Annotated in this window: 23 protein-coding genes, 1 tRNA gene, 1 other RNA gene and 3 pseudogenes; 10 read left to right on the plus strand and 18 right to left on the minus strand. The window is 66.4% G+C overall.

Annotated features, from left to right (window positions below; all coding sequences use genetic code 11):
* Positions 1-11 precede the first annotated feature (11 nt).
* Positions 12-108, minus strand: an RNA gene (gene ffs / locus NGB36_RS28640) — signal recognition particle sRNA small type.
* A 73-nt stretch (positions 109-181) separates the two neighbouring features.
* Between ffs and NGB36_RS28645 the strand changes: the two genes are divergently transcribed.
* Positions 182-266, plus strand: a tRNA-Ser gene (locus NGB36_RS28645).
* A gap of 79 nt (positions 267-345) precedes the next feature.
* Here the strand turns inward: NGB36_RS28645 and NGB36_RS28650 are convergent.
* The 11 genes from NGB36_RS28650 to NGB36_RS28700 form a co-directional block, all read right to left on the minus strand.
* Positions 346-1,623: a tyrosine-type recombinase/integrase gene (locus NGB36_RS28650; RefSeq protein WP_255923476.1), complete on the minus strand. Its 1,278-nt coding sequence runs from the start codon at positions 1,621-1,623 to the stop codon at positions 346-348.
* Positions 1,624-1,634: 11 nt separating this feature from the next.
* Positions 1,635-1,835, minus strand: a complete 201-nt coding sequence (locus NGB36_RS28655) for a helix-turn-helix domain-containing protein (protein WP_255923477.1) — start codon at positions 1,833-1,835, stop codon at positions 1,635-1,637.
* A gap of 29 nt (positions 1,836-1,864) precedes the next feature.
* Positions 1,865-3,220, minus strand: coding sequence for a replication initiator (locus tag NGB36_RS28660; protein ID WP_255923478.1), 1,356 nt, complete (start codon positions 3,218-3,220; stop codon positions 1,865-1,867).
* A gap of 17 nt (positions 3,221-3,237) precedes the next feature.
* Complete coding sequence (locus NGB36_RS28665; protein ID WP_255923479.1) at positions 3,238-3,579, minus strand: hypothetical protein; 342 nt, start codon at positions 3,577-3,579, stop codon at positions 3,238-3,240.
* A 24-nt stretch (positions 3,580-3,603) separates the two neighbouring features.
* Positions 3,604-3,798 (minus strand): hypothetical protein, encoded by a 195-nt coding sequence (locus NGB36_RS28670; RefSeq protein ID WP_255923480.1) that lies wholly within the window; start codon positions 3,796-3,798, stop codon positions 3,604-3,606.
* A 13-nt stretch (positions 3,799-3,811) separates the two neighbouring features.
* Complete coding sequence (locus tag NGB36_RS28675; protein ID WP_255923481.1) at positions 3,812-4,003, minus strand: mobile element transfer protein; 192 nt, start codon at positions 4,001-4,003, stop codon at positions 3,812-3,814.
* A 13-nt stretch (positions 4,004-4,016) separates the two neighbouring features.
* Entirely contained in the window at positions 4,017-4,640 is a 624-nt protein-coding gene (locus tag NGB36_RS28680; RefSeq protein WP_255923483.1) for a DUF2637 domain-containing protein, read from the minus strand.
* Positions 4,641-4,664: 24 nt separating this feature from the next.
* Positions 4,665-4,874 (minus strand): hypothetical protein, encoded by a 210-nt coding sequence (locus NGB36_RS28685; RefSeq protein WP_255923484.1) that lies wholly within the window; start codon positions 4,872-4,874, stop codon positions 4,665-4,667.
* A gap of 81 nt (positions 4,875-4,955) precedes the next feature.
* Positions 4,956-6,332, minus strand: a complete 1,377-nt coding sequence (locus NGB36_RS28690) for an FtsK/SpoIIIE domain-containing protein (protein ID WP_255923485.1) — start codon at positions 6,330-6,332, stop codon at positions 4,956-4,958.
* Between the two features lie 4 nt (positions 6,333-6,336).
* A complete protein-coding gene (locus NGB36_RS28695) occupies positions 6,337-6,690 on the minus strand; it encodes an SCO3933 family regulatory protein (protein WP_255923486.1) in 354 nt (117 codons plus the stop codon).
* Between the two features lie 183 nt (positions 6,691-6,873).
* On the minus strand, positions 6,874-7,662 hold the full coding sequence (locus NGB36_RS28700; RefSeq protein ID WP_255923487.1) for a GntR family transcriptional regulator: 789 nt from the start codon (positions 7,660-7,662) through the stop codon (positions 6,874-6,876).
* A 107-nt stretch (positions 7,663-7,769) separates the two neighbouring features.
* Here NGB36_RS28700 and NGB36_RS28705 point away from each other — a divergent pair, with 107 nt between their 5' ends.
* The 5 genes from NGB36_RS28705 to NGB36_RS28730 all read left to right on the plus strand — a co-directional run bounded on the left by NGB36_RS28705 (position 7,770) and on the right by NGB36_RS28730 (position 12,972).
* Entirely contained in the window at positions 7,770-8,177 is a 408-nt protein-coding gene (locus tag NGB36_RS28705) for an NUDIX hydrolase (RefSeq protein ID WP_255923527.1), read from the plus strand.
* Between the two features lie 890 nt (positions 8,178-9,067).
* The gene (locus tag NGB36_RS28715) at positions 9,068-10,024 is read left to right on the plus strand and encodes an IS481 family transposase (protein ID WP_255923489.1); all 957 of its coding nucleotides are present in this window, start codon (positions 9,068-9,070) and stop codon (positions 10,022-10,024) included.
* Between the two features lie 596 nt (positions 10,025-10,620).
* The gene (locus NGB36_RS28720) at positions 10,621-11,931 is read left to right on the plus strand and encodes a P-loop NTPase fold protein (protein WP_255923490.1); all 1,311 of its coding nucleotides are present in this window, start codon (positions 10,621-10,623) and stop codon (positions 11,929-11,931) included.
* Entirely contained in the window at positions 11,928-12,254 is a 327-nt protein-coding gene (locus NGB36_RS28725; RefSeq protein ID WP_255923491.1) for a hypothetical protein, read from the plus strand. Before NGB36_RS28720 ends, NGB36_RS28725 begins: the two co-directional genes overlap by 4 nt.
* Before the next feature lie 448 nt (positions 12,255-12,702).
* Positions 12,703-12,972 carry a hypothetical protein gene (locus NGB36_RS28730; RefSeq protein ID WP_255923492.1) on the plus strand — a complete coding sequence of 90 codons (270 nt, stop codon included), beginning with the start codon at positions 12,703-12,705 and terminating at the stop codon, positions 12,970-12,972.
* Positions 12,973-13,366: 394 nt separating this feature from the next.
* Here the strand turns inward: NGB36_RS28730 and NGB36_RS33525 are convergent, their stop codons facing one another.
* Entirely contained in the window at positions 13,367-13,816 is a 450-nt protein-coding gene (locus tag NGB36_RS33525) for a PH domain-containing protein (RefSeq protein WP_255923493.1), read from the minus strand.
* A gap of 345 nt (positions 13,817-14,161) precedes the next feature.
* On the opposite strand from NGB36_RS33525, the gene NGB36_RS28740 reads away from it, so the two are divergent.
* The gene (locus NGB36_RS28740; RefSeq protein ID WP_255923495.1) at positions 14,162-14,683 is read left to right on the plus strand and encodes a DUF4231 domain-containing protein; all 522 of its coding nucleotides are present in this window, start codon (positions 14,162-14,164) and stop codon (positions 14,681-14,683) included.
* Between the two features lie 333 nt (positions 14,684-15,016).
* Here NGB36_RS28740 and NGB36_RS28745 read toward each other — a convergent pair.
* The 3 genes and pseudogenes from NGB36_RS28745 to NGB36_RS28755 form a co-directional block, all read right to left on the minus strand.
* Positions 15,017-15,634 (minus strand): annotated as a pseudogene (locus NGB36_RS28745) (tyrosine-type recombinase/integrase); the annotation flags it as partial.
* A gap of 286 nt (positions 15,635-15,920) precedes the next feature.
* Positions 15,921-16,211: pseudogene (locus NGB36_RS28750) on the minus strand (aminoglycoside phosphotransferase family protein); the annotation flags it as partial.
* Positions 16,212-16,300: 89 nt separating this feature from the next.
* Complete coding sequence (locus tag NGB36_RS28755) at positions 16,301-17,050, minus strand: hypothetical protein (protein ID WP_255923496.1); 750 nt, start codon at positions 17,048-17,050, stop codon at positions 16,301-16,303.
* A 246-nt stretch (positions 17,051-17,296) separates the two neighbouring features.
* On the opposite strand from NGB36_RS28755, the pseudogene NGB36_RS28760 reads away from it, so the two are divergent.
* From NGB36_RS28760 to murJ, 3 genes and pseudogenes are all read left to right on the plus strand, one after another.
* A pseudogene (locus NGB36_RS28760) lies at positions 17,297-18,082 on the plus strand (NsdA family TPR-like regulatory protein).
* Complete coding sequence (locus NGB36_RS28765; RefSeq protein WP_269470695.1) at positions 18,079-18,516, plus strand: NUDIX domain-containing protein; 438 nt, start codon at positions 18,079-18,081, stop codon at positions 18,514-18,516. Before NGB36_RS28760 ends, NGB36_RS28765 begins: the two are co-directional and overlap by 4 nt.
* 372 nt (positions 18,517-18,888) lie before the next feature.
* Positions 18,889-20,133 (plus strand): murein biosynthesis integral membrane protein MurJ, encoded by a 1,245-nt coding sequence (gene murJ / locus NGB36_RS28770; protein WP_505016755.1) that lies wholly within the window; start codon positions 18,889-18,891, stop codon positions 20,131-20,133.
* On the opposite strand, the gene NGB36_RS33530 is transcribed toward murJ, so the two are convergent.
* Together NGB36_RS33530 and NGB36_RS28780 are read right to left on the minus strand one after the other, a co-directional pair.
* Complete coding sequence (locus NGB36_RS33530; RefSeq protein ID WP_255923498.1) at positions 20,126-20,782, minus strand: TNT domain-containing protein; 657 nt, start codon at positions 20,780-20,782, stop codon at positions 20,126-20,128. The two genes, murJ and NGB36_RS33530, sit on opposite strands and share 8 nt — an antisense overlap.
* Positions 20,783-21,667: 885 nt before the next feature.
* Positions 21,668-22,243: a class I SAM-dependent methyltransferase gene (locus NGB36_RS28780; RefSeq protein WP_255923528.1), complete on the minus strand. Its 576-nt coding sequence runs from the start codon at positions 22,241-22,243 to the stop codon at positions 21,668-21,670.
* Between the last annotated feature and the right edge of the window lie 148 nt (positions 22,244-22,391).

The raw sequence follows: 22,391 nt of genomic DNA on the forward strand, positions 1-22,391 counted from the left end.
CCCCCGCAAAAGAAGAAGACCCCTCACGCACCCGCCAGAGCTCACCTACCCTTGCTGCCTTCCGGCCCTGGGGGGGTTCAGCGAGATAGCGCCACGCGAGGGGCTGCGCCCCAGCCTACCCGATCGGAGCAGCCAGGATCGAGTTCGCTACCACCCCCTCGGGTCTTGTAAGGTTTGCCGCGGAGGATTCGCCTAGAGGCCTAGGGCGCACGCTTGGAAAGCGTGTTGGGGGCAACCCCTCACGAGTTCGAATCTCGTATCCTCCGCACCCGCCCACCAGGGCATACGAAGGCCCCGACCGGATCATGGTCGGGGCCTTCGTGATCTTCCGTCTCAGTTTCCGTCTCATTCGACGTTGTCGGGACCCTGCTGCGAGTCCGCGTCGTCGGCCGTGTCGCCCTCGCCGCCCCATAGGGTGTGACCGACCTGCTTCGCGACCCGCTTCAGCATGGGATCGGTCACGTGCATGTACCGCGCCCGCATGCGGGCCGCGCCGCCGGGCTCCCACCCCATGATCGAGTCCACGATCCTGTCGGGGACGCCGAGGAGCAAGAGCACAGTCCCGGCGGTGTGTCGTGCGTCATGCAGCCGGCCATCCCGCACGCCCGCGGCGCTCAGCAGATCTTTCCAGTGGTGATAGTCGGTGTTCGGAACGAGCGGTTCGCCGTCCGGCTTGGTGAAGACGTAGCCCTTCTCCTGCCACCGGCCGACTGCCTCCGCGCGCTGCCTCTCCTGCTCCTCCTTGTGCTTCTGGAGGAGCTTGATCAGCTCGTCAGGTAGGCCGATCGTTCGCCGCCCAGCGCGGGACTTCGTGGGCTTGGTCTCCCGGCGGATCTGCTCGCGCTGAGGGCAGTACCCGGCTTTCCGCCCGCACGTGTCACCGCAACCGTGCTGGTACTTGGGCCGCAGCCGGTTCTTCCGGACGCGCATGTATCCGGCTTCAAGATCTACGTCTTCCCACTTGAGCCCCAGCGCTTCGCCTTGCCGCAGCCCGAGCGCAAGCGCGATGACCCAGCGCGCGCTGTTCGGCGCCTTTGCGGCGACCAGGAGCAGTCGTTGCACCTCGTCGACCGTGTACGGCTCGATCTCCTCCTCTTCCAGCCGCGGAGCCTTCGCGATCTCCGCGGGGTTGATCGTGATGTGCCCGCGGCGGACCGCCTCACCCAGGGCTGTACGGATCGTGCGGTGAGCCTGGTGAGCGGTTGCGGGCTTGCTGCCCGTGTCCTGCATCTTCTGGTAGAAGCGCTCCAGGTGTTCGGGCTGCAGACGATCGAGCCTGTGCGCGCCGAGGCCCGGAGTGAGATGGACGCGCACGGCGACCTCATAGCCGTCGTACGCGTTCTCGCTCACGGACGGCTTGGCGATGTTCTCGATCCAGTGCGCCAGCCAGGCCGCGACGGTCCACGGCTTGCCCGGCTTGCGTACCGTCCCCTTGTCCCGCTCGCGCTCCAGGTCACGAACAGCCTTGGTTACCTCGGCCTTTGTCTTCCGCTCGACGTGCCGCCGGTCGGGCTTGCCATCATCCCGCACGCCCACGGTCACCCGACCGTGCCATTTCCCGTCCTTCCCGAAGTAGATCGAGGACGCGCCGTTGGGCTGACGGGAGCGCTTGTTCTCTGCCATGGCCAACCCCCTCAGGCCGCTTTCTCGGAGCTGACGGACGCGCGGAGCCGCGTCACGAACTGGGCGATGGCCTCGGCAGGCACCCTGCGCAAGCGACCAACGGTCACGGACTCGATCTCTCCTGAACTGATCAGGCTGTAGCAGGTGGTTCGCCCGATCCCCAGCCGCCGGGCGGCTTCCTCGACGGTGAGGAGGACGAGCGTCGGATCCACCTGAACCGCTACGAGACTGCATACCTCTGTCACTTCGCCTCCTCCTCTCCGAGATCTGTGTGCGCGGCAGGCGCGAGGCTGATGGCAAGCCATTCCTCGCCTGGAGTGAGGCCGGTTCCGGCGAAGGACCAGTGAGCGAGGACGAGCGTGGTCTCGTCACTGTCCGCGCTGGCCGGCTCGGGGACTTCGTCACCGCGTGCGATGGCGGCTTGGAGCCGTCGCCACTCGGCGCGTGCTGTGCGGAGCGCGCCGAGGGTGGTGGAGTAGCGGCGGGTCTTGGTCGAGAAGTGGCCGCGGAAGCCGAGCATGTGAGCCCACGCGCGGAGCCGCAGGTCTTCCAGCTCCCGCCGCCCGCCGAGCGCCCAGGCCGTCCGGATCATCCGGCGGGCGTGATCGCTGATCGCCATCCGGGCCAGCTCGGCGAGGAACTTCACCGGCCGGTCCAGGGTGCCGGTGGCCGTCTCGGCGCCCTTGGTCGCGTACTTGGCGATGTACGCCGCCACAGCGCGTTCGGTCAGCTCGGCGCCGTCGTCGAAGTCCGCCGTTCGAATCGGGCGGATGTCGAGTTGCCTACCGAAGGCGAAGGCGTGCGCCCGGCTGTCGACGACCGGACCGGGGATCTCCGCCCGTTGGGCGGCAGCCCGGATGGCGTCGGCGAGCAGGTCAACCGTGGCCCAGGCCGGGGGCGGAGTGTCGCCACCGTCGGGGCCGTCGAGACGGATCACGGCATGGAAGTGGACCGCGCCGCGCTTTTGGTACTCGGCGACCTTGGCGAACGAGACGCGGGCGTGGTGCCGGAACTCGCGTTGCGTGAGACCTGCTCGCTTGGCGATCTCCCGGCGGAGGTAGATCGAGAAGCGCCGCCAGAGTGCACCCGCGTGGGCGTTCCACAGCACCGCCGCCTCGTAGTCGTACCTCTCCAGGTCGAGCGGTGTGCCCAATTCGGACGAGTCCTCCGGATGCTGGACGCCGCAGCGGCAGCGGCCGGAGTCGGGCCGGTTGTGCACTGGCCCGAAGGACGGCGCGGTGAACGTGGCGAACACGCGCGGATGGGTCGCGACTTGGTCACTCGTTCCCTTGCCCCCACGAAGCCCCGCCGTGATCAGGTGGTAGGTGTCGCGGCGGTAGGTCTCGGCGCAGGCCGGGCAGCGGGTGGTGCGGCGGTTGTTGCAGCGGACCAGGAGGTGACCGGCGGGCAGGTCTGCGGCCTGTAGCTCGGACAGGATCTGTCCGGTGGCGGTGTCGACCGTGGTGCGGTGGCCGTCGAGGCGGATGGGCCGGGCACACCCGCCCAGGCCCCGGAGTTGCCGGAGCAGGGCGGGCATGGTGCCCAGCGAGGCCAGGTCGGCCAGGTCCTTGACGGGCGGCGGTGTGCGGACGGGCATCGGGCGAACTCCTCCTTTCAGCGGCGGCGGTTGTGGTCGGCGAGCAGGGAGCGAAGGACGACGGCGCAGACCGCGACGGAGACGGCGCAGACCGCGACGGAGACGGCGCCAACGGCGACGGCGGTCAGCAGCGCGGTCAGGACGACGCCGATGGCGATGACGGCGGCCACTCCCCCGGCGCCAGCGGCGATGAGCGGAGCGACCGGACGGCGAGGAGCCGGGACCGGGGCGGCGGTGTGCTGGCACGCGCAGGCGGCCGGAACGTGGACCTGCTGGACGGGCTGGGCCGGCTGGGCGGGCAGCATCACGGCGGATGTCGGGACGGTCGGAGCCTCGGGGAACTTCGGGTTCAGGAACACGGTGGATCTCTCTCAGCTAGTCGTCTAGATGTGTTTGCCGTTGACGATCTGGACTCCGGAGCGGGTGCCGGACTCCACGGCGGGGGCGAGGAAGGTGTGGGCGAGCCAGAAGCCGAAGAGCGCGATGACGACGGCGGCCCACAGGCGGATGCCGAGGAACTTGATCGCGGCCCAGGCGATGACGCCGAGGACGAAGACCAGGGGCAGGGTGATGGTCACGAGGCGGGACCTTTCAGCGGACCGGACAATGGTGGGTGCGTGCGGCCAGCTCGGCGGCGGCGCGGCTGTCGTAGTCGGCCGAGAAGCCGCAGCGCGGAGCGGTACAGGCGGCGGTGTGTTTCTCGTGGCCCCGGCTGTCGTAGGCGGTGCCGACTTGGACGGGGCCTATGCGGATCACGTTGCGGAAGTGGCGGTTCGCGGGCATGGGATCTCTCCTCTCAGATCTGGGCGGCGATCGCGTCGGCGAGGTGTGCGGGGACGCCGAGGCGTGCGCGGAGGGTCGGAGTGTCGATGGGGGCTCCGGTACGGGCGCGGTGGTCGGCGGCGACCTTGCGGGCGTGGCTCACCAGGGCTTCCGGGACCTTCACCGCAGGCGGTTCGGATGCGGGAGCAGGCAGTTCGGGCGGTTCTTCGGCCTGCTCCTGGTCGGCACGGGCCAACTCGACCGGCTCATCTGCCGGTTCGGGATTGGTGGGCGCCGACGGGGTGTGAGCCAGGAGCGTGCCGCCGAGGAAGGCGACGGCTGGCCATCCGGCGACGAGGATCCGCAGCCAGGCCGGGACGGCGCCGAGGTCGAGCATTCCGGCGGTCGCCACGTTGGCGCCGAGCGAGGCCGTAAGCGCGATGAGGAACCAGCACCATCCGGCCGCCTTGTCCCCTCCGGACCGTAGCCGCCGCCAGGCCGCGACGAGCAGCAGATCCACTGAGATCGGGTAGGCCCAGGCTTTCCATCCGTGCTGTCCAGCCGCCGAGGCGATGTCGTGCAGGTGGGCGAAGGACAGCGAGGCAGCGATGACCGCCTGCACGACGACCGCGTCGATACGGGCCAGGTAGGCACGCATGGTTTGGCTCTCCTCTCCGTATGGTCAGCCGTTGGCCTTGAGCTGGTTGGCCCTGGCACGGGCGCGTGCTGCGACTTCGGCCGTCTTGGTGTCGCCGGGCAGGTCGGCCGCGATGCGCTCCAGCAGGTCCGCCTTCCGCTCCATCAGCTCCGCGAAGGTGGCGGGCTCGGAGTCGCGGCGTGCGTTGAGGCCGGCGAGGAAATCGGCGACCTCACGGACGGTGGGACGAGACATGGCACGTCCTCCTTTCGGTTTGTGGCATGGCGGGGGTAGGGACGTGGCGCGAAGCGGTCGCGCCGACCGTGGGTTGAGTGGTTACTCGGTCGCCGGGAGCGGCTTGACCAGCGTCACGGGGCGGTCAACAGGCCCGGCCGGAACAGCGGGCCGGAACGGATCGAGCGCGCGCACGTCCGGCACGAGATGGGCGTTGGCGCGGCAGATGGCAGCCGCCTCGCCGAGTGACAGGTACGGAGTACGGATGCGGGACCAGCCGCCGGAGGTGTCCCCGGCGACCGCGAGGCCGGGCCGTTCGGGCGCGATGGAGCAGGCCGCGCCTACGGCTTCGGGGGCGATGTCGCCGAGCGCCATCTTGGCCGAGGCTTCATCGTTCACGCGGTGGCAGACCCGTCCTGTGAGCTGGGCTCGGAGCATGGTGGCGCCCTTGCCCAGCTCGGCCCCGAAGCGCTGGCCGCAGACCTCCAGGTAGATGCCTGCCGCGCGGCCGAGTTGAGCGAGGCGGATGAGCTGGGTGACCATCTCGTCCCGCCTCTCCTCGTCCTTGCGGGTGGCGACGAGGAACAGTTCGGCCACCTCGTCGACGAACAGCACCACCGGAACGGGCCGTTCTGCTTCCGGCAGGCCCCAGATGTCGGAGGTGATCTCCTCGTCCGGGGTGCCCCGGGCGATGCCTTGCCGGGCCTTGATCAGGTCGTAGCGGTCCTCCATCAGCCGCACCAGCACCGGCAGCAGTTCCGCGGCTTGCTCCGGATCTGTCGCCAACCCCGACAGCCGGGCCGCGAACGGCGCCAGCTCCACACCGCGCTTGCAGTCGATTCCGACCAGCGCAACCGGCTGCGGGGCGAGCCCGGTGACCAGGTGGCGCAGGAACATCGACTTGCCTGACAGCGTCGCGCCGAGGGTGAGTTGGTGCGGGATCGTCCGGTAGTCGCGGACGTACGCGGTCGCGTCCTCCCGCAGTGCCACCGGCACCTTGAGGAAGCCGCCGCCGGTCTTGCGGGGCATCCGCACCTTCCGCAGGACATCGAAGCCGACCAGGCGCAGTTCGACCACGCCCGGCTTGACCTCCGTGACGTACACGGCGTGAACGCCCCAGGCGTGCCGCAGCCGTTCGGCCGAGGCCGCGACATCCTGCGGTTCCTGTCCCGGCGCCAGACGCAGCCGGACGCGAAGTCCCGTCGCGTTTGGGCGGATCAGCCCCCGGCGCGGAGGCACGGGCCGCACCTCACGGCGAGTCGTCGCCCGAACCGCCAGGGCCCGCCACCGGGACGGCTCGACCGTCAGCCCGCACGCCTCCATCACGGAGCCGTACGAGCCGAGCAGCCGGACCGTCGAGAGCGGCAGCCCGACCGTCGACCAGTAGGCGGCAGGATGCTTGGCTCGGGCGTAGGCGGCCCCACCCGCTATCGCGGTCACGGGGCCACCCACCTCCAGCAGCGTCGTCAGGTCCGACATGGCCTCAGGCCACCTCCGCCGCAGCCGGAATCACGCCCGGCGCTACCGCCTTCGCACGGAAGGCGATCCCGTGCCGCTGCTGGCCGTTGAACGTGCTCTCCCACGGCCGGGCCACCAGGTCGACGAACGAGACCGGAGCCCCGACGGCGAGTCCTTCGGTGATCCCGCGCTCCGGCACGGTGACCTTGATCAGCGAGGACTCACCCTCCTCGATGTAGACCACTCCGACCGTCCACAGCGTCTCGCCGCTGACGGCATCGGTGGCCACCTCGCCCGACCGGCGGTCCTTGACCTTCTTCTCCGGAGCCTCGGTCAGCAGGATCGTCGCCGACGAGGTCTCAACACGGATGGAACGCAACGCTTTCTCCTCTCAACGACAGCTAGTCGTCTAGACAAGCTGCACTCCTTCGCTCCCCGATAGAGCGGAAGCACTACCACTATGACACATGGACGCCTACTCGTCTATACGAGTAGGCGTCTCGGTGTGTACGAGTCGAGAGAAGCGGCACGGCGGCCATGTTGGCGCCCCATACGCCGGCCGTCAGGTGGCCGGGAGCTGGTAGCTCAGGACGTACGCGTCAGCGGCCATCACGGTGTCGCAGACCTCCACCGCTCGCCCCTCGGAGTCGTAGGCGGTGCGGATCAGGTGGATCACCGGAACACCCGCCGCCAGCCGCAGCGTCCTGATCTCCTGCGGCGAGGGCATCCGGGCACGGATCTCCTCGTCAAAGTGGTCGAGGTGGTGCCCCAGCTCTTCCAGCCGGGCGTAGATGCCGCCGGGACCGGGATTCGGCTCGGCGATCGGGGTGCCCGACGCCAGGTCGAGCGGGATGTACGAGACGGCGAACTCCACCGGACGCCCGTCAAGCAGGTAGCGGCGGCGACGCGCAAGCACCTTCCGCGGCCCACCCAGGCGGGTCGCGATGTCCTGCGAGGGCCGCTCTTCCTTGACCTCCAGGCTGTCGACCTCCGGCCGACTTCCCGCAGCTTCCGCCTCCACGGTGAATGCGGCCTTGCCCTGCTGACGGTGCCGACGCGCGAAGCGGTCGGAGGCCAGCCGCCGCACCGGGGGACGAGGCCGGACGAACACGCCCTTACCGTGCTCGGAGACCACCAGCCCCTCGCCCTGCAGCACGGACAACGAGTTGCGGACGGTCATCCGCGAGACACCGTAGTGTTCGACCAGCTCCGTTTCGGACGGCAGCTTGTCGCCCTCCTTGAACCGGCCCTTGTCGATCGCTTCGCGCAGCTGGTCGGCGATCTGCCGGAACACCGCACGGTCGCTGGTGGGGTCAAGGGCGCCGAGCACGGCGGAAGTCTGCGAGGGCATATCCACTCCTTTAGGTATCTAGACGAGCGGCTGACTTTTGTTGCTACGGTGGGAAGCCTAGCCAGCCGAGGAGACCGAGGAACGTGAGTACCGAGCGCCCGCACTCCGTGAGTGTCGCCGGGGTCATCGTCGATGACCAAGGCCGGGCCCTGCTCATGCAGCGACAGGACAACGCCCACTGGGAACCGCCCGGCGGCGTCCTCGAACCCGGCGAGACGATCCCCGACGCCCTCCAGCGCGAAGTACTGGAGGAGACCGGCATCAAGATCGCGATCCCCGCGACCTTGACGGGCGTCTACAAGAACATGACCGGCCTGATCGTCTCGCTGGTCTTCCGCTGCGAAGCGATCGACGGCAGTCCCACCACCGGTGAGGAGACTCGCGCTCTGCGCTGGGCCACCCGCAAAGAAGTCACCGAACTCGCCGACGAGGCATACGCGATCCGCGTCCTGGATGCCTTGGACGCGACGTCGCCGCCCGCCGTACGGGCGCACGACGGCGTCAAACTCGTCTAGCTCGAACCCACTGCCCATAGCGGCCTACCAGCGCAAAGGAACTTGTATGCACGAGTATACGAGAAGATGGCAAGGCAAGACAGCCGCTTGCTCAGATTCACCCGAAGAAGTTGGCCCGGCCCGCCACGAACCTGCACCGATTCGCACTGGTTATCGATGTGACGCCACTGCGCGGACGCCCCAGGACGGCAGGTCTTTCCCTCTCGGCTCCAGCCCCGCAACCACGCCACGCCTGGCACTGCGCTGGTTGCGCCGCCGAGCCCGCGATATCGCCGACCAGCTCGACCCGCCGGCCGCCCGTCCAGCCCGGTACTGGATCCGCGACGACGTCGAACACGAACGCGCCTTATCCGTCCTTACTCACGGCGAGACGTACACCTTCACGATCTTCGACGACAGCACCCGCTACACGCTCTCGGCCCGCCCGACAGGAACCGCTCGATGAACAATCCGCCCATCATCCGCTGCGGCTACTGGTGCGAGTGCTGGACACAGAGCCCCGCAACCGGCAAAGCCCCCGTTCTGCTTGCGTCGTTCGACGCCGCCAACGCCGCCCAAGCAGTGCGTTGGATCCGCGTTGCCCTCCGCACAATCGCCTCAGCTCTCGACCCAGGGGAGTTCGCCGGAGCATGGGGATGGCTCACAGGTGGATACGTCGCCGACATCGAAGCTCTGGCCCGAACCGAGCCGTGTGCCGTCGCCATCCACCACGGCAGGACTCACGTCCGATGGACCGCACGGCCGGTGCTCTTCCTCGGCCTGGCCGATCGCCGGACGGGCAGCCTCCCAGCATGCGCAGGGAAGTTCACGCCGCTCACCAATGCCCCTGCTCTCTCTAAAACTGACGATCATCGTTGACACCTGGGTCTCCGACCACTACGGAGATCCACATGCCGAAGTCCACCACCACCCCGCCGCTTGACCGTGAAGCCAAGCGGCGCCTGGCCGTCATACGCCATGTCGAAGAGGTCACCGGGAACGTCGCGATGTCCTGCCGGTACTTCGGGATCAGCCGGCAGGCCTACTACACCTGGTACCGCCGCTATCAGGCCGACGGTGTCGAGGGCCTGCGCACCCGTTCCAAGGCGCCGAAGACCTGTCCTAACGCGACCCATGTCGAGGTGGTCGGAAAGATCATCTACCTGAGGCAGAACTACCACTTCGGGCCCGAGAAGATCGCCATGTACCTCAAGCGGTACCACGACGTGGCCATCAGCAAGTCGGGCGTGTGGCGGATCCTCAACCGCCTGGACATGGGCCGCCTTCCGGCCTCCCAGCGATACAAGCGGCACGACCGCAGATGGAAGCGGTACGAGAAGCAACTGCCTGGCCATCGGGTGCAGATCGACGTGAAGTTCATCGAGCCGCTCGCTTCCATGCCCCAGGGGCGCCGTGGCGGCCGCAACAAGTACTTCCAGTTCACCGCGATCGACGACTGCACCCGCCTGCGCGTGCTGCGGATCTACCCCAAACTGAACCAGGCCACCGCGATCCAATTCCTCGACTACGTCATCCAACGCCTGCCGTTCCAGGTCGAGGTCATCCAGACCGACAACGGGGCCGAGTTCCAGTCCGCCTTCCACTGGCACGTATTGGACAAGGGCATCGCCCACACCTACATCAAGCCCCACACCCCGCGGCTGAACGGTAAGGTCGAACGCTCCCACCGCATCGACGCCGAGGAGTTCTACCGGCTGCTCGACGGCGTCATCATCGACGACGCCGAGGTCTTCAACGACAGACTGCGCGAGTGGGAGGACTACTACAACTACCATCGCCCCCACGGCGGCCTCGGAGGCCAGACCCCCTACGAACGCCTCAAACAGAAGACGACGACCCGGGCGTAATCGATCTTCGTCAGTGGCACACCACCCCAGCTCTCGCTGAGTAACACTTTTCTCCACGGGTTCAAGGCACGCCGCGCACGGCGCGGCGCGCGGCCCCGCTCGCTCGGGCGGGCCCTTGGCCAGCCTTCGGCGCCAGGCCCGCCCGGCGGCGGGCCGCACCACCCGAGGGGTGAGACCCGCGATGGCTGGGGCGGGCGGTGATCCGAGGCTTTACGCAGCCACCATGGGGCGAGCCTCGAAGATCGGGGCCCACATCGGGCTATTGCGGGCAGGCGAGGAGCCAGCCCGATTCGCGGCAAGCGTACGGGCCCCGATCTCTCGCCCCATGGCAGCTCCAGCCCAAAGCCTCGGATCACCGCCCGCGTGGGCATGCGTAACGCCGACTCGAAACTCGCGTCCTCCGAAGGGAGTTGTCCGCAGCTGAAGCTCTTGCCCGGATGTGTCCCCTCTTAGCCCTTTTCAGCCGAGAAACAGCCCCCGACCACCATCTGTCACAGCCCTCCTACCCGTAGTATCGTGCCCTCCAAAGATGGAGGCGGCTCTTATAATTTGCGAGCTTGACGTGATGGCTCGTCAAGCGCGTCAGGGGGGCATCGATGAGCAACAGCCCGCGGAACGCTAAATACGCCACCACTGAAGTGACTCAGCTTCTCAAAGATCTGCAAGAAGCTACACGCGCCACTCCGTTCGGTGGGCCGCAAAGTTACGTACCCCCGAAGGGGGGCGAAATCGCGGAGGCCAACTATCATCATTTCGTGTTCGGCCAACGCGGCTCCGGGAAATCCAGCCTGTTGCGCCACCTGCAAGAGCAGGTAGCCACCAACCAGCGCGCTGCAGTATGGATTGATCAGGAGATATTTGCCAATCTCAGCTATCCCGATGTGCTCGTCAGTGCGGTCCACGAGCTGATCAAGGGTGTCCGCGAAGCTCTTCTCCTGCGTACTCCGCAAATCGACAACCGTGGCTTCATTAAGAGAGTGCTCCGAATAAAGAATCAGCAGACGCCACTGGGTGTACTCGCAGAGGCATTAGGCGAGGCTGCCGGCCAGCTTGAGTTGCTAAAATTTGCGCCACTAGACAGAAAAGTGCAATGGACGGTGAGTGACGAAGCCGGCCGAACCGCCAGCGGCAGCGCTGGCGTCAAGATGAGGCTTGTCTCTCTAGATGCGAAGGCCGAGGACAGCAGCAAGCTATCTGTCTCCGCGAGCGAGGTTGTCGAAGGATCGAAAGAGCAATACCTGGAAAGAGCGTTGACGAATTTTCGAACGCTAATCACAGAGGCGGCAAAAGAGACCGGCGGCGGCTTTGCCTTCATTGACGATCTTTACCAGCTACGACGCGACGTCCAGCCGCTGGTGCTCGGTTACCTGCACCGCTTGGTTAAAGACACTGGCATTTGGCTGAAAGTCGGAAGCATCAGGTACTCGACGGTCACTTTCAAGCCGGGGGATCCCCCGCGCGGTATGCAAATTGGACATGATGCCCATGAGGTCCCACTGGACCGCGGCCTGCGACACTTCAAAGCAACGCAAGACTTCCTAGAAGAGATTCTAGCGACTATTGCCGCCAAATCTGAGGTGGATGTCAAAGATCTCTTCACAGACGATGCCCGCAAACGTCTCGTGCTGGCCGCTGGGGGAGTGGCCCGCGATTACCTGCGGTTGGCCTCTGGCTCCATCACCGAAGCTAGAAACCGGGGGGTTAGTGACAAAACCGGATCTCACCGAGTTATCGTGGAAGATGTCAATAAAGCAGCTGGCCTGATTTCCCCGACCAAGTTCGATGACCTTCGCAAAGACGAGCCCGCTGAAGCCCAGCAACTTGAGAGGCTTGTCAGGAAGCTCACTGAGTTTTGTCGTGAAAAAAAGCCGCCTACTTTCTTGTGGCAACCGATGACATCGAGTTGAGCGATCAAATCAATAAGCTGCAACACCTTCGATTCACCCATCTTCTTGTCGAGAGCGAGACGGTTCCCGACAAAGGATCTCAACGCTTCAACGTTTGGCTTCTCGACGTCGCGGAGTTGAGTGCCCAACGGGCGACCACCGGCATGGACTTCCTTAAATGGGAGAAGCGGGAAAATCGTCGTCAAAGACGTCTCATTTTCACAGTCGATGCCACTAGCTCTGCCGCGGTCGCTGGGACGGGCACGAGTCCAGACGGTCAGACGGCTGGAACGATGCTGCTTGAAGAAGGAGGAGTCGAGCAACCGACGCTGGATGACGCGTAGCGGAATGCCGTTTGGGGCGTGATTGGTCAGATGTCGGTCTGCGCGGCCTGACGGGGCAAGGGCCGACCGGGGATCGAACTCCAATTCGCCGGTCACAACAAAAGCTCGGCGGGGCCATGCGCCTGTGCCTACTCGGCCTCACATCCACCCCGCGCCCCGATGCGACCCGGTTGCGCCCTATCGTCCCCTGCGCTCGGCGCTCAGCCTCCACCACATGGGGGCGACTCAGAACACCAACCAGAACGTATGCCAGGGGTGCCACACGTCCGACACTACCGTGAAGCAACGTGGCCGCATCTGCCTCATGGCCGTTCTCTGCGATCCCTGTTGGAACGCTTACGTTAACGAGCTTGCCATCGAGGAAGGTGCCACCGCCCCTCCCAAGGTTGAACCTGATCCGGACGATTTCGCCCTGTATGAGCCTGCAACCTGTGGCGACTGCGGGGCGGTGGTCAGGCACTACCCCACCAACTACGACCGATGGGTCTACCTGGCCATCGAAGACCTCCCGGCCAAGGACGTGGCCCCTCGCTATCGGTGGCGGCTGGAGACGATACGGGGCCGGCATTCTCGCGTTCCTGTCGACATCGTGGCCGTGAGGATCCGCGGTATGGAACCACTCCCCAGCGACCCCGTACGCCCCGCACACCGGGCAGTGTGTCTCAACCCCGACACCAAGCACGAAGCCGAGCAGGAACGCGCCACGGACCCGAAGTGATGCAACCCGATGCCCTGGAGCCAGGCCAGCGCCTATGGGTCCGGGTCGCGCGACGGCCCGCCGGGGCCGTCTCGGGGCCGTCCGACGTTGACCACCGCTGACAGACTATGACACCCACTCCCCGCATCAGCGCATGTCAATCAACTACCCCGAATCATCACACGACTTGAGGAAGCACTGAAACCAGTTCTAGTTATAGTGAATACGGTCGGGCGACCGGGCAGTTTGCATCGGGGCGCGTGCTGCGTGCCACATCCGTGCCAGAACGACCGGTCATCCACAGTCACTCGCGGACCACGGGGGCGAGAGAGCGCAGGTCAAGGCATAGGGCGACCATACGCGGGATGACCAGCGCAGATGTTACAGAGATCATCCCGGGCTCCTAAGGCGGGTGTCACTTGCGGACTTGCGTGCGCACTATCGCCATGACCTCGGCGAACCGATCTTCCTGGGGCTCCAGGCCGCCCAGGTCGCTCAGCGCGAACGAGGTGTACTTGAACCCGTCAAGAGTGTGGAACTGTGCGCCAGCGCCATTCAGACTCACCGAGCTGACGCCGGACCACGGCAGATGCTGGGTCCCCCAGGGATTGACCGTAACGATCCCGTCGGTGGTGAGTTCGAGACGTACGCGCAGCAGTACCCACCAACCGAACAGGCCGAAGCCGACCGCGAAGGCCATCGCCTCGCCCGCGGAAGCCAGATGGCTCAGGTCCGGGTGCACCAGCAGCTCCAACCACGTCGACATGGCCGCGGCAGCAGGGAGCACAGCGAACGCGTAGCCGGCGGCACGGCGATACATGCCGAGTCGCCACACTCCGAGAACGGTGCCACGCGTATCGTCCACAGCGCTCCATGATGCACGCGCAGGGCCCTGACAGGAACCGAGAGGCGCTGCTGGTTGGTACAGCAGCGAAGTACAGCAACCTCCGCGACCGCAGGCGACCGGAGCCACCCGTCAGCGACCGAACGGCAGCCTGTATGACCGCCGATGACCGATCCATCTAGAGCTACGGATCAGCAGGCCCGCTCGACTACCGACGGCGTCTCGCCTAGCCGAGACCGCCGCCTCCGCGCTCTTGAAGAGCTAACGTGGCCCAGGCGTTCGCCGTCGGTGCGACGGTTGACAGGGGCGCCGTGCTGTCTTAGCCGTGCGGCGGAGTATCGCGCGGCGTAGCAGGAGGGGGACGCGGTGGTCGGTGAGCAGCCGGACGACACATCATTGGGGGACTTCACGACGGCGCAGGGATATCTGGATAACAGGCTGTCCCAATACCAGGGCTGGTACGACCGCAAGGCCGTCAAGGCGAAAGCCATGCATTTACGTATGCGCACCGTCTCTGTGGTCGGTGGCGCCTTGGTGCCCGTCTTCGTGAATATCAACCTGCCGAGCTTCCGGTTCATCGCGACGGTTCTAAGCCTGGTGGTCGTGGGATCAGTGTCGCTGGAGAGCGTCTACCGGTACCGGGAGCAGTGGAAGAACTACCGCTCGACGGAACAACTGTTGGGTCATGAACGGATCTACTTCGAGACCAAGGTGGGCCCGTATGCGGGCCTGTCCGCCCAGGAGTCGTTCAAGACCCTGGTGACCAGGGTGGAGAAGGCCATCGCCAACGAAAACTCGGCCACGCTGAACGTTATGACGCTGGGCGGACAGGTGAGCTCCGACGTCCAGCCTCCGCGAGGCAGCGCCGACGAGTTGAAGGGCGGATGATCCGGTACGGTCCATGCGGGGCCCGGCCGGCCGACGCGGGCCGACATCGTCGTAGGGCTCCCGGGCAGAGCCCCGTCTCAGTTTCCGTCTCATTCGCTGCCGTTCGGCCTCGTCCGGGACCGTGCGGGAGGCAGGGTAGCCACCACTCGGCGAACGCCCTTGAACTGTGACGAACACCCGCCTGACCTGCTTAAACAGACTTGGAAAGCGTGTTGGGGGCAACCCCTCACGAGTTCGAATCTCGTATCCTCCGCAGCGCCTGAACAGGCAAAACGAGGGCCCCGACCGCTTAGCGGTCGGGGCCCTCGTTGGCGTTTGGTCTCAGTTTTGGTCTCAGTTGGCCCTGCGCGGTCCGTCGCCAGCCCCAGCGGCTGATCTCCAGAGCAGCCCGCCGACCTTGTCCGCCGTGTCACGCAGGACCCGTCCGGTCAGATGCTGGTACCTGCGACGCACCCGGGCCGACTTGCCCGGCTCCCAGCCCATGATCGCGTCGACGATCACGTCGGGTACGCCGAGGATCAGCAGAACCGTTCCTGCGATGTGGCGTGCGTCATGCAGCCGCCCGTCGCGTACGCCCGCCGCTTTCAGCAGGTCCTTCCACCGGTGGTAGTCGGTATTCGGGTTGAGCGGCTCACCGGTCGGCGAGGTGAACACGTAACCCCTCTCCTCCCACAGGTCGCGGGCGAGTGCCCGCTCGCGATCCTGCTCGGCCTTGTGCCGTTTGAGCAGCTTTATCAGCTCGTCAGGAACGCCGATCGGACGCCTGCCCGCACGGGACTTCGTATCCTTCGTTTCACGGCGGGTGTTGATCTTCCGGGGACAGTACCCGGGCTTGCGTCCACAGCGGTCACCGCAGCCGTGCTTGTAGCGGGGTCGCAGCCGCCCGCGCCGGACCCGGATGAAACCGGCCTCGAAGTCAACGTCGCTCCACTGCAGGCCGAGCACCTCACCTGCTGAATTGGCGCATCACCGGTATACCGAACAGGCGCCTCCTTGCGGCTACGGCCCGGAGCACTTTGGTCAATGGGTCAGCCAACCCTGCCGTGCCGCCGCCCAGGGCGCAGAGGCCGCCGCAGCCCAGTGACGTCGAGCGTCGACGACACGGCCGCTGAGATCGCCTGCCCGGCTTTGAGCCTCCGGCTACCTTGTGGGAAGCCAGGCGCTGCTTCCTTCACACAAGGTGGTCGGGGGCCACGGCTTCGGGCAGTTCGCAGTCGTCTCAGGATGTGACAGGCGAGCGTGTGGAGGTGCCGAGGTCTTCGAGGAGCATGGCGAGCCAGCCCTCGCGGACGGCGGAGGCGTAGAGCTTGGGCACCGGGATGCCTCGGCTGCGCGCCGTACGCAGTGCCTGGTCCTCGCGGTGGAAAGGCGTCTTGGCATACTTGAAGATGGCCGTCGTCTCGTCGGGAAAAGCCACTCGCTCGACTCCGGACGTCGACCACACCCGAACCTCCTCCCGCTCGGGTGCTGGACGGTCGGTCTGGGTGCACAGGTCGGCGAGCAGTTCGGTGATGAGCGTCGGTTCCATGGGCAGGGCTCCGTTCTGGTGAGGCGTCCAGGGCGGGCGGCGCGGGTTCGGCCCGCCCTGGAGCCGTCGTGGGGCGGTTCAGTTGACGATCAGGCGGCGTCGGTCACGGGGTGGGCGTAGACCTGCGCGATCCACTCGGCCTTGAAGCGGGTGAGGTCCTCGCGGAATGCGGTCATCGAGGCACCGTAGGGGGCAACCACTCCGCCTGACTGGTCCGGCACGGACTGGCAGCCGTGCACCAGCCGTCCGCCGAGCGCCGCGTGGGCCTTGATGGAGTCGATCCGGCGGTGCTCGTTGAACCAGCCGCCGTGGTAGACCTCGTCGAGCATGCCGCCCATCTCGTCGTCCAGGTCGAAGACGACCGAGGTGGCGGCTGGGAAGAACCAGCACGGCCCGACGTTGGAGATGTGGCCGTCCAGCTCGACCTTGTTCAGCGCCATCAGCGTGGAGGCTTGGCGCAGCATCCGAAGGTGATCGGCGGTGATCTGGGGCAGGCCCAGGCCGTTCAGGTGCTCGTCGCGGAACAGGTAGGCGTACACCTCGTAGGCGATGGCCAGGACCCGGGCCGCGTCGGAGGTGGAGTGGCCGTGGGCCTTCACGAAGTCGAGGGCCATCTGCTCGACCGCGCTCTCGGTCGTCTCCTCCGTGGGCAGCAACTCGGCCTTGACCAGCTCCCAGTCGGCGACGAGCCAGGTGTGCGACTCGAACCGGAAGAAGTACTGGGCGGGGTCGATGGTGATGTGCTTGCCGTCCACCGTGATGCCCGGCAGGCGGCTCCAGGGCGGGTCGAACGCCTCGGGCAGTTCGACCGACATCAGCCTGGTGTCGATGGTGGTCACCGTGTCTCCGTCTCTTCGCAGGCGGTGCTGGGCACAGGCGTGCCCGAACCGCGTGAACGGACCTGGGAGGCCGCCCGGATCCGGGAAGCCTGGCATGTGGTAGGTCGTCGGCTCCGGGCGGCTGACAATCAGTGAACCGCCCGGCCCTCACTGTCGGTACGGTGGTGACCACGCGAGGTGGTATACGCGGTTTACAGCTTCGGGTCGGAGGGGATCGTGGCACCGTCGAGAGAGCCCAACGTCCGCTTGCGCGAGGCCATCGCCGCGGTTGGCTGCACCTATGAGGCGCTGGCGAAAGACGTCCGGCGCATCGCGGCCGAGAACGGCGAGATCCTCCGGACAAACAAGTCGGCGGTCTCCCACTGGGTCAACGGCGCCGAACCCACCGGCCAGACAGGCCAGTACGTTGCCGAAGCCCTCTCCCGCCGAGCTGGCAGGATCGTCACCCCTACGGAGATCGGCTTCCGGAATAGTGAGGAGCCCGTAGAGCTCAGCACCGATCCGGTCGTCACCGCCACAGACCTGGGACGACCGACGTCGAACGCCGCCGATTTTTAGCGATCGCAGCCTTCACCACCGCCAGGGTCGCCATGCCTCTCGGCTACGACCACGAGGCCACCTCCCCCTGCTGCGCGCCCGCACCGGTCGCACCATGGTGGGCGAGGAGGACGTCGACGTGGTCCGGCAGATCACGACCGCCTTCAGCGCTGCCGACGAACTCTCGGCGGAGGCCACGGATTGACTACCGTCACCGCCTACCTCGCCGACACCGCAGCCCCCATGCTCCGCGCCCGCTTCCCCTCCAACTTCATGCGACGCCAAGCCTTCGGTGCCGTCGCCGAACTGGCCTACCTCGCAGGGTGGAAGCACCACGACCTCGGACATGAGGGCGCCGCCCAGCGCTACTACCAGGTCGGCTACCAACTTGCCTGTGAAGCGGACCCCCCAACAACCCGGCTAAGGAAGGGACCATCGTGGCTCAGCCGAAGACCGACGAACCCCGCGCCCTCAAGCCAGCCCTCGAAGCGATGACCCTCCTCGTCGCCGCAGTCATCGTCCACGACAAGCCCACCAACCGCGTCGTGCTCCTGCAACGCGGTCCGAACGCCAAGTTCGCCCAGGGCATGTGGGACCTGCCCGTCGGCAAGAGCGAACCCGGCGAGCCGATCACCGAGACGGCTGTTCGCGAGCTCCGCGAGGAGACCGGCCTGATCGTCAAGCCGGAATCCCTGCACGTCGCCCACATCATCCACGGCGCCCGGGGCGTCGAAGCCCCCAACGGCTTCCTCACCGTCGTCTTCGCCGCCCACGAATGGTCCGGCGAACCGGAGAACCGCGAGCCCGGCAAGCACGCCCAGGTCAGCTGGGTCGACGCCGACGCCCTCCCCGGAGAGTTTGTACCTTCCACTGCCGCCGCACTTCATCGGTACCTCGCCAACGGCCCCCAGGTATCGCTGCACGGCTGAGCAACGGCGCCCTCGACGGCGACTGGCGCTTCTGGGAGACGGTCGCCGAGCCGCTCGTATCGGACCTGTCCACCGAGTCGATACCACGCAACCGGTCGACGTGCCGGCTTTCGCCTCCCTGATCAACGTCTTCATTGAGACCCGAGGCTGAAGCGAGCTTCCAGCGGACATAGAGGATGAAGCAGACGACGCGAGAGCGTGATCGTCCTCGCATACATTGGGCACATGGTCAAGCAGGCGGGGGCGCCCTCGCAATCAGAGCTACCGAGGCGCGGACGTCATGCGAAGCGGCGCGCGGGTGCGGCGTCGGGCGGATTGATGCGCTCCTCGGCGTTGATGGCGGTGGCCAGTGTCGTCTCAAAGGCCACCGGGATGATTCGCTTGGTACTGCAAGGTGCCGCGCTGGGGACACTGGCGGTGGGCGGCGCTTACAACACCGCGAACACGTTGCCGACGAGCCTGTACACGCTCATGATGGGCGGAGCGTTGAACTCGGTACTGGTACCGCAGTTGGTGCGGGCTCGGGCCGAGCATCCCGATGGCGGGCGAGCGCACGAGCAGAGGCTGGTCACCTTGGTGCTCAGCGTGCTCGCGGTCGGCACGGTGCTGGCGGTGTGGATGGCGCCGCAAATTGTGAGCCTCAACACGCCTGACTCCCCAGGCAATCATCAGCTGTTCGAGCTGACTGTCGCCTTCGCTCGTTTCCTGCTGCCGCAGATCTTCTTCTACGGACTGTTCTTCGTACTGGGGCAGGTCCTCAACGCCCGTGGCAAGTTCGGGGCGATGAGCTGGGTCCCGGTGCTCAACAACATCGTCTTGATCTCCATGTTCGTCCTGTACATGTGGCTGGCCCCCGCTCCTGGCCACGTCGGTGACGTAACGCCGGGCCAGGTACGGCTGCTGGGCATCGGCACGACGGCCGGGATCGCGGTACAGGCGCTGTGCCTTGTCCCGGCTCCCACCGGCACCGGGTTCCGATGGCGACTCCGCTTCGACTGGCGCGGCGTGGGCCTGGGCAAGAGCGTGAGCGCGGCCCGCTGGACCATGCTGTTCGTCCTGGTCAACCAGGTCGCCTTGACAGTGGTGACCCGCTACGCCAACGACATCGACGCGGCACTGCCCAACAGCGGAGCCAGCAACAGCGCGTACTTCTTCGCCCAGAACATCTGGATGCTCCCGCAGGGCATCATCACAGTCTCCCTGGTCACCGCGATCCTGCCGCGCATGAGCCGAGCCGTGGCCGAGCACCGCCTGGACGACGTACGTGAAGACATCTCGCGCGGCCTGCGCGTCACCGGCGCCGCCATCGTCCCCGCCGCGTTCTTCTTCCTGGCCTTCGGTCCCCAGATAGCCACCCTGATGTTCTCCTACAGCAGCGGCGGCGCCACCTCCGCCCAGCCGCTGGGCCACATGCTGCAGGCATCCGCCGGTCACAGAGCTATGAGTGCGGTGGGGACTCCGCCTGCCGTTCGGTTTGACGTCGATGGACGGTCATCCGAACGGCAGCCCCAGGGCTCAGGCGGCTTCCGCGAGAGTGACCGGGGCGGCTTCCGGGCAGCGGTGCGTCCCGGCCAGACTGGGGGCGCGGCGAGGCTCCCTCGACGGAACATCAGATGATGCGTTTGAGGTACCCGTGGGCGACGAGCCACCCCACGTTGAAACCCGTGGAGGGAGCGCCTGGCACCAATGCAGGGTCGAGCTGGTACTGGACGCCACGTCCCGGCTGGGCAAACCAGGGGGCGACGGGGCCATAATCCACCTTGAACGGCTTGATCACTGCGTAGTCGTGGTAGTTGCAGTTGGCATCCGGGGCGTTGTTCAAACTCATCGGCGTAAGAGAGCGCCAGGCGAAGGGGGTGCCCGCCGGGGCCAAAAAGCTCCCGAACTCAGATCCGTAGCGGTCGACGTGCTGACCACGGTGCAGCCGATGGACGTGCTCGATCGGGGTGCCGTTCCGGCGGAGCACGTAGCCAAACAACGGCGGGAAAATATAGCCCGGTTTACCCATGTTGATGTACTGGCTGTAGTAGGTGCTGAGGAACTGGCTGGTCGTCAGGCCTCCGGTGCGCTCGTAGCCTCGCAGTTCCCGGCCCACCGGGCCACGAGTCGGCAGCTCCGCCGGTCCCAGGAGCGGATTGCCGTCCTTATAGGTATCCGAGCATTCGTTGGGGGGAGTCCCCTCGGGTTTGGCGGCTTGGGCGGGCGCAGCGACGGCGAGCAGAGCCGCGATGGCAACGGAAGTTGCGAGAATCCGGCGAAGGTACACGTGATCTCTCCGTTGGTGACAGCGTTGCTAACGGAAGCCGCTGGTTGCCCAACATGCTCGTTCGATCACAGATAAACCGCTTTTCCGATGATGCTCAATCACGTCACGCCTGGCGTGGCGCGAAGTTCCACCCATTGGAGTAGCGTGGCCGAACAGCAGACGGGCGTGTCCGGCGTCGACGCGAACTGACCGACCTGACGTCTGGTCCGTGCGCAGCGGCAGCCCCAGCAGCAGGCGACCTCTCTCACGACAGCCGCCTGAAGATCCTCAAGCTTCCGCTGCCGTTCGCAATCCCGTCCATCGACGCCAAACCGAACGGCAGGCGGAGTCCCTACCGCACTCATAGCTCCGTGACCGGCGGAAAGAGGTAGGACAGCTTCTCAGGCCGTCTTGAGCAGTTAAGACGCTCGACCCCGTGGTCTCAGTTTTGGTCTCATTCACCCCCGTCCAGCCATGTCCATAGCCGCTGAGCAAGTTGCTCTGCCGCAGGTCAGGATGCCCACGTCCCCACCCGAACAGCCGCACGAACAGCTGGAAAGCGTGTTGGGGCAACCCCTCACGAGTTCGAATCTCGTATCCTCCGCCGTGCTCTCGCCGGGCACTTTGAAGGCCCCGACCGGTCCGCCGGTCGGGGCCTTCGTGATCTTCCGTCTCAGTTTCCGTCTCATTCGGCCTTGCGGGGCCCTGCTGCGGCTCCGTGTCGTAGGCCGTGTCGCCCTCGCCGCCCAGGGCGCCCCACAGGGTGACCCCGGCGCTTTGCCGGTGCCGGGCCAGGCGAGGTGCTGCCCGAGTCGCAGCAAGCTTACGGGCCCCCGATCTCTCGCCCCATTGCAGCTCCAGCCCAAAGCCGCTACGCCGGCCTCACGACGGTTGTCGCGCCCGAGGTCAGACGGATTGTGCTGCCTCGTTCTGACGGAGCAGGTCATAGCCGACGATCTCGAACATGCGGGTTCCATTCCGAAGGCGTTGAGGTGTGCCAGCGAACCGGTGCACACCTACCCCGTAGCCCACATCCGGCTCTGACAGCCACTGCAGCTCGAACCCCTGCGCGCCGAACCATTCGCAGATCATCGGCACCCGGTCGGGGGCGGCACGGTGCCGGGTCCAGATGACGGTGCCGCCGGTCTTGCATAGTTGGTTGCAGGCGCCGATGGTGTGCTCGATGTCGTTATCCGTGATGTTCCCGAAGACACCACAGACCAGAACGAGATCTGCAGGAGCCAGGTCCTGGTACTGGTCGATGAGTGAGGCGTCGCCCGTCACCACTTCGACCTGATCCAGGCATGCCCGGCGGGTTGTCTCCGAGGCTGCAGCGGTGTTGCGAGAGTCCAGCTCGACAAGCCTCGCCCGCACCTCGTGGCGGCGAGGGTGACCGGCGAGGACGTGGAGGAGATCGCGGCCGTCCCCGGCGCACAGGCTAATCACCTTCAGCGGTCCGGCCGGGTCGTTGGCGGCCCGGATGGCCTCAGGAGCATGGCCTGCCGGTCACGGCCATCGACGTGCCGCCCGCGGCGCCTGATGCCGTCGGCTGAGGTCCTCACGATAGCCCAGGGCCAGGCTGTGCAGGCGGGCGACGCCGAGCAGTAGAGCGGCTGACATCTTGAACGGA

It is taken from the genome of Streptomyces humicola (assembly GCF_024436035.1).
GTDB classification, from domain to species: Bacteria; Actinomycetota; Actinomycetes; order Streptomycetales; family Streptomycetaceae; genus Streptantibioticus_B; species Streptantibioticus_B humicola.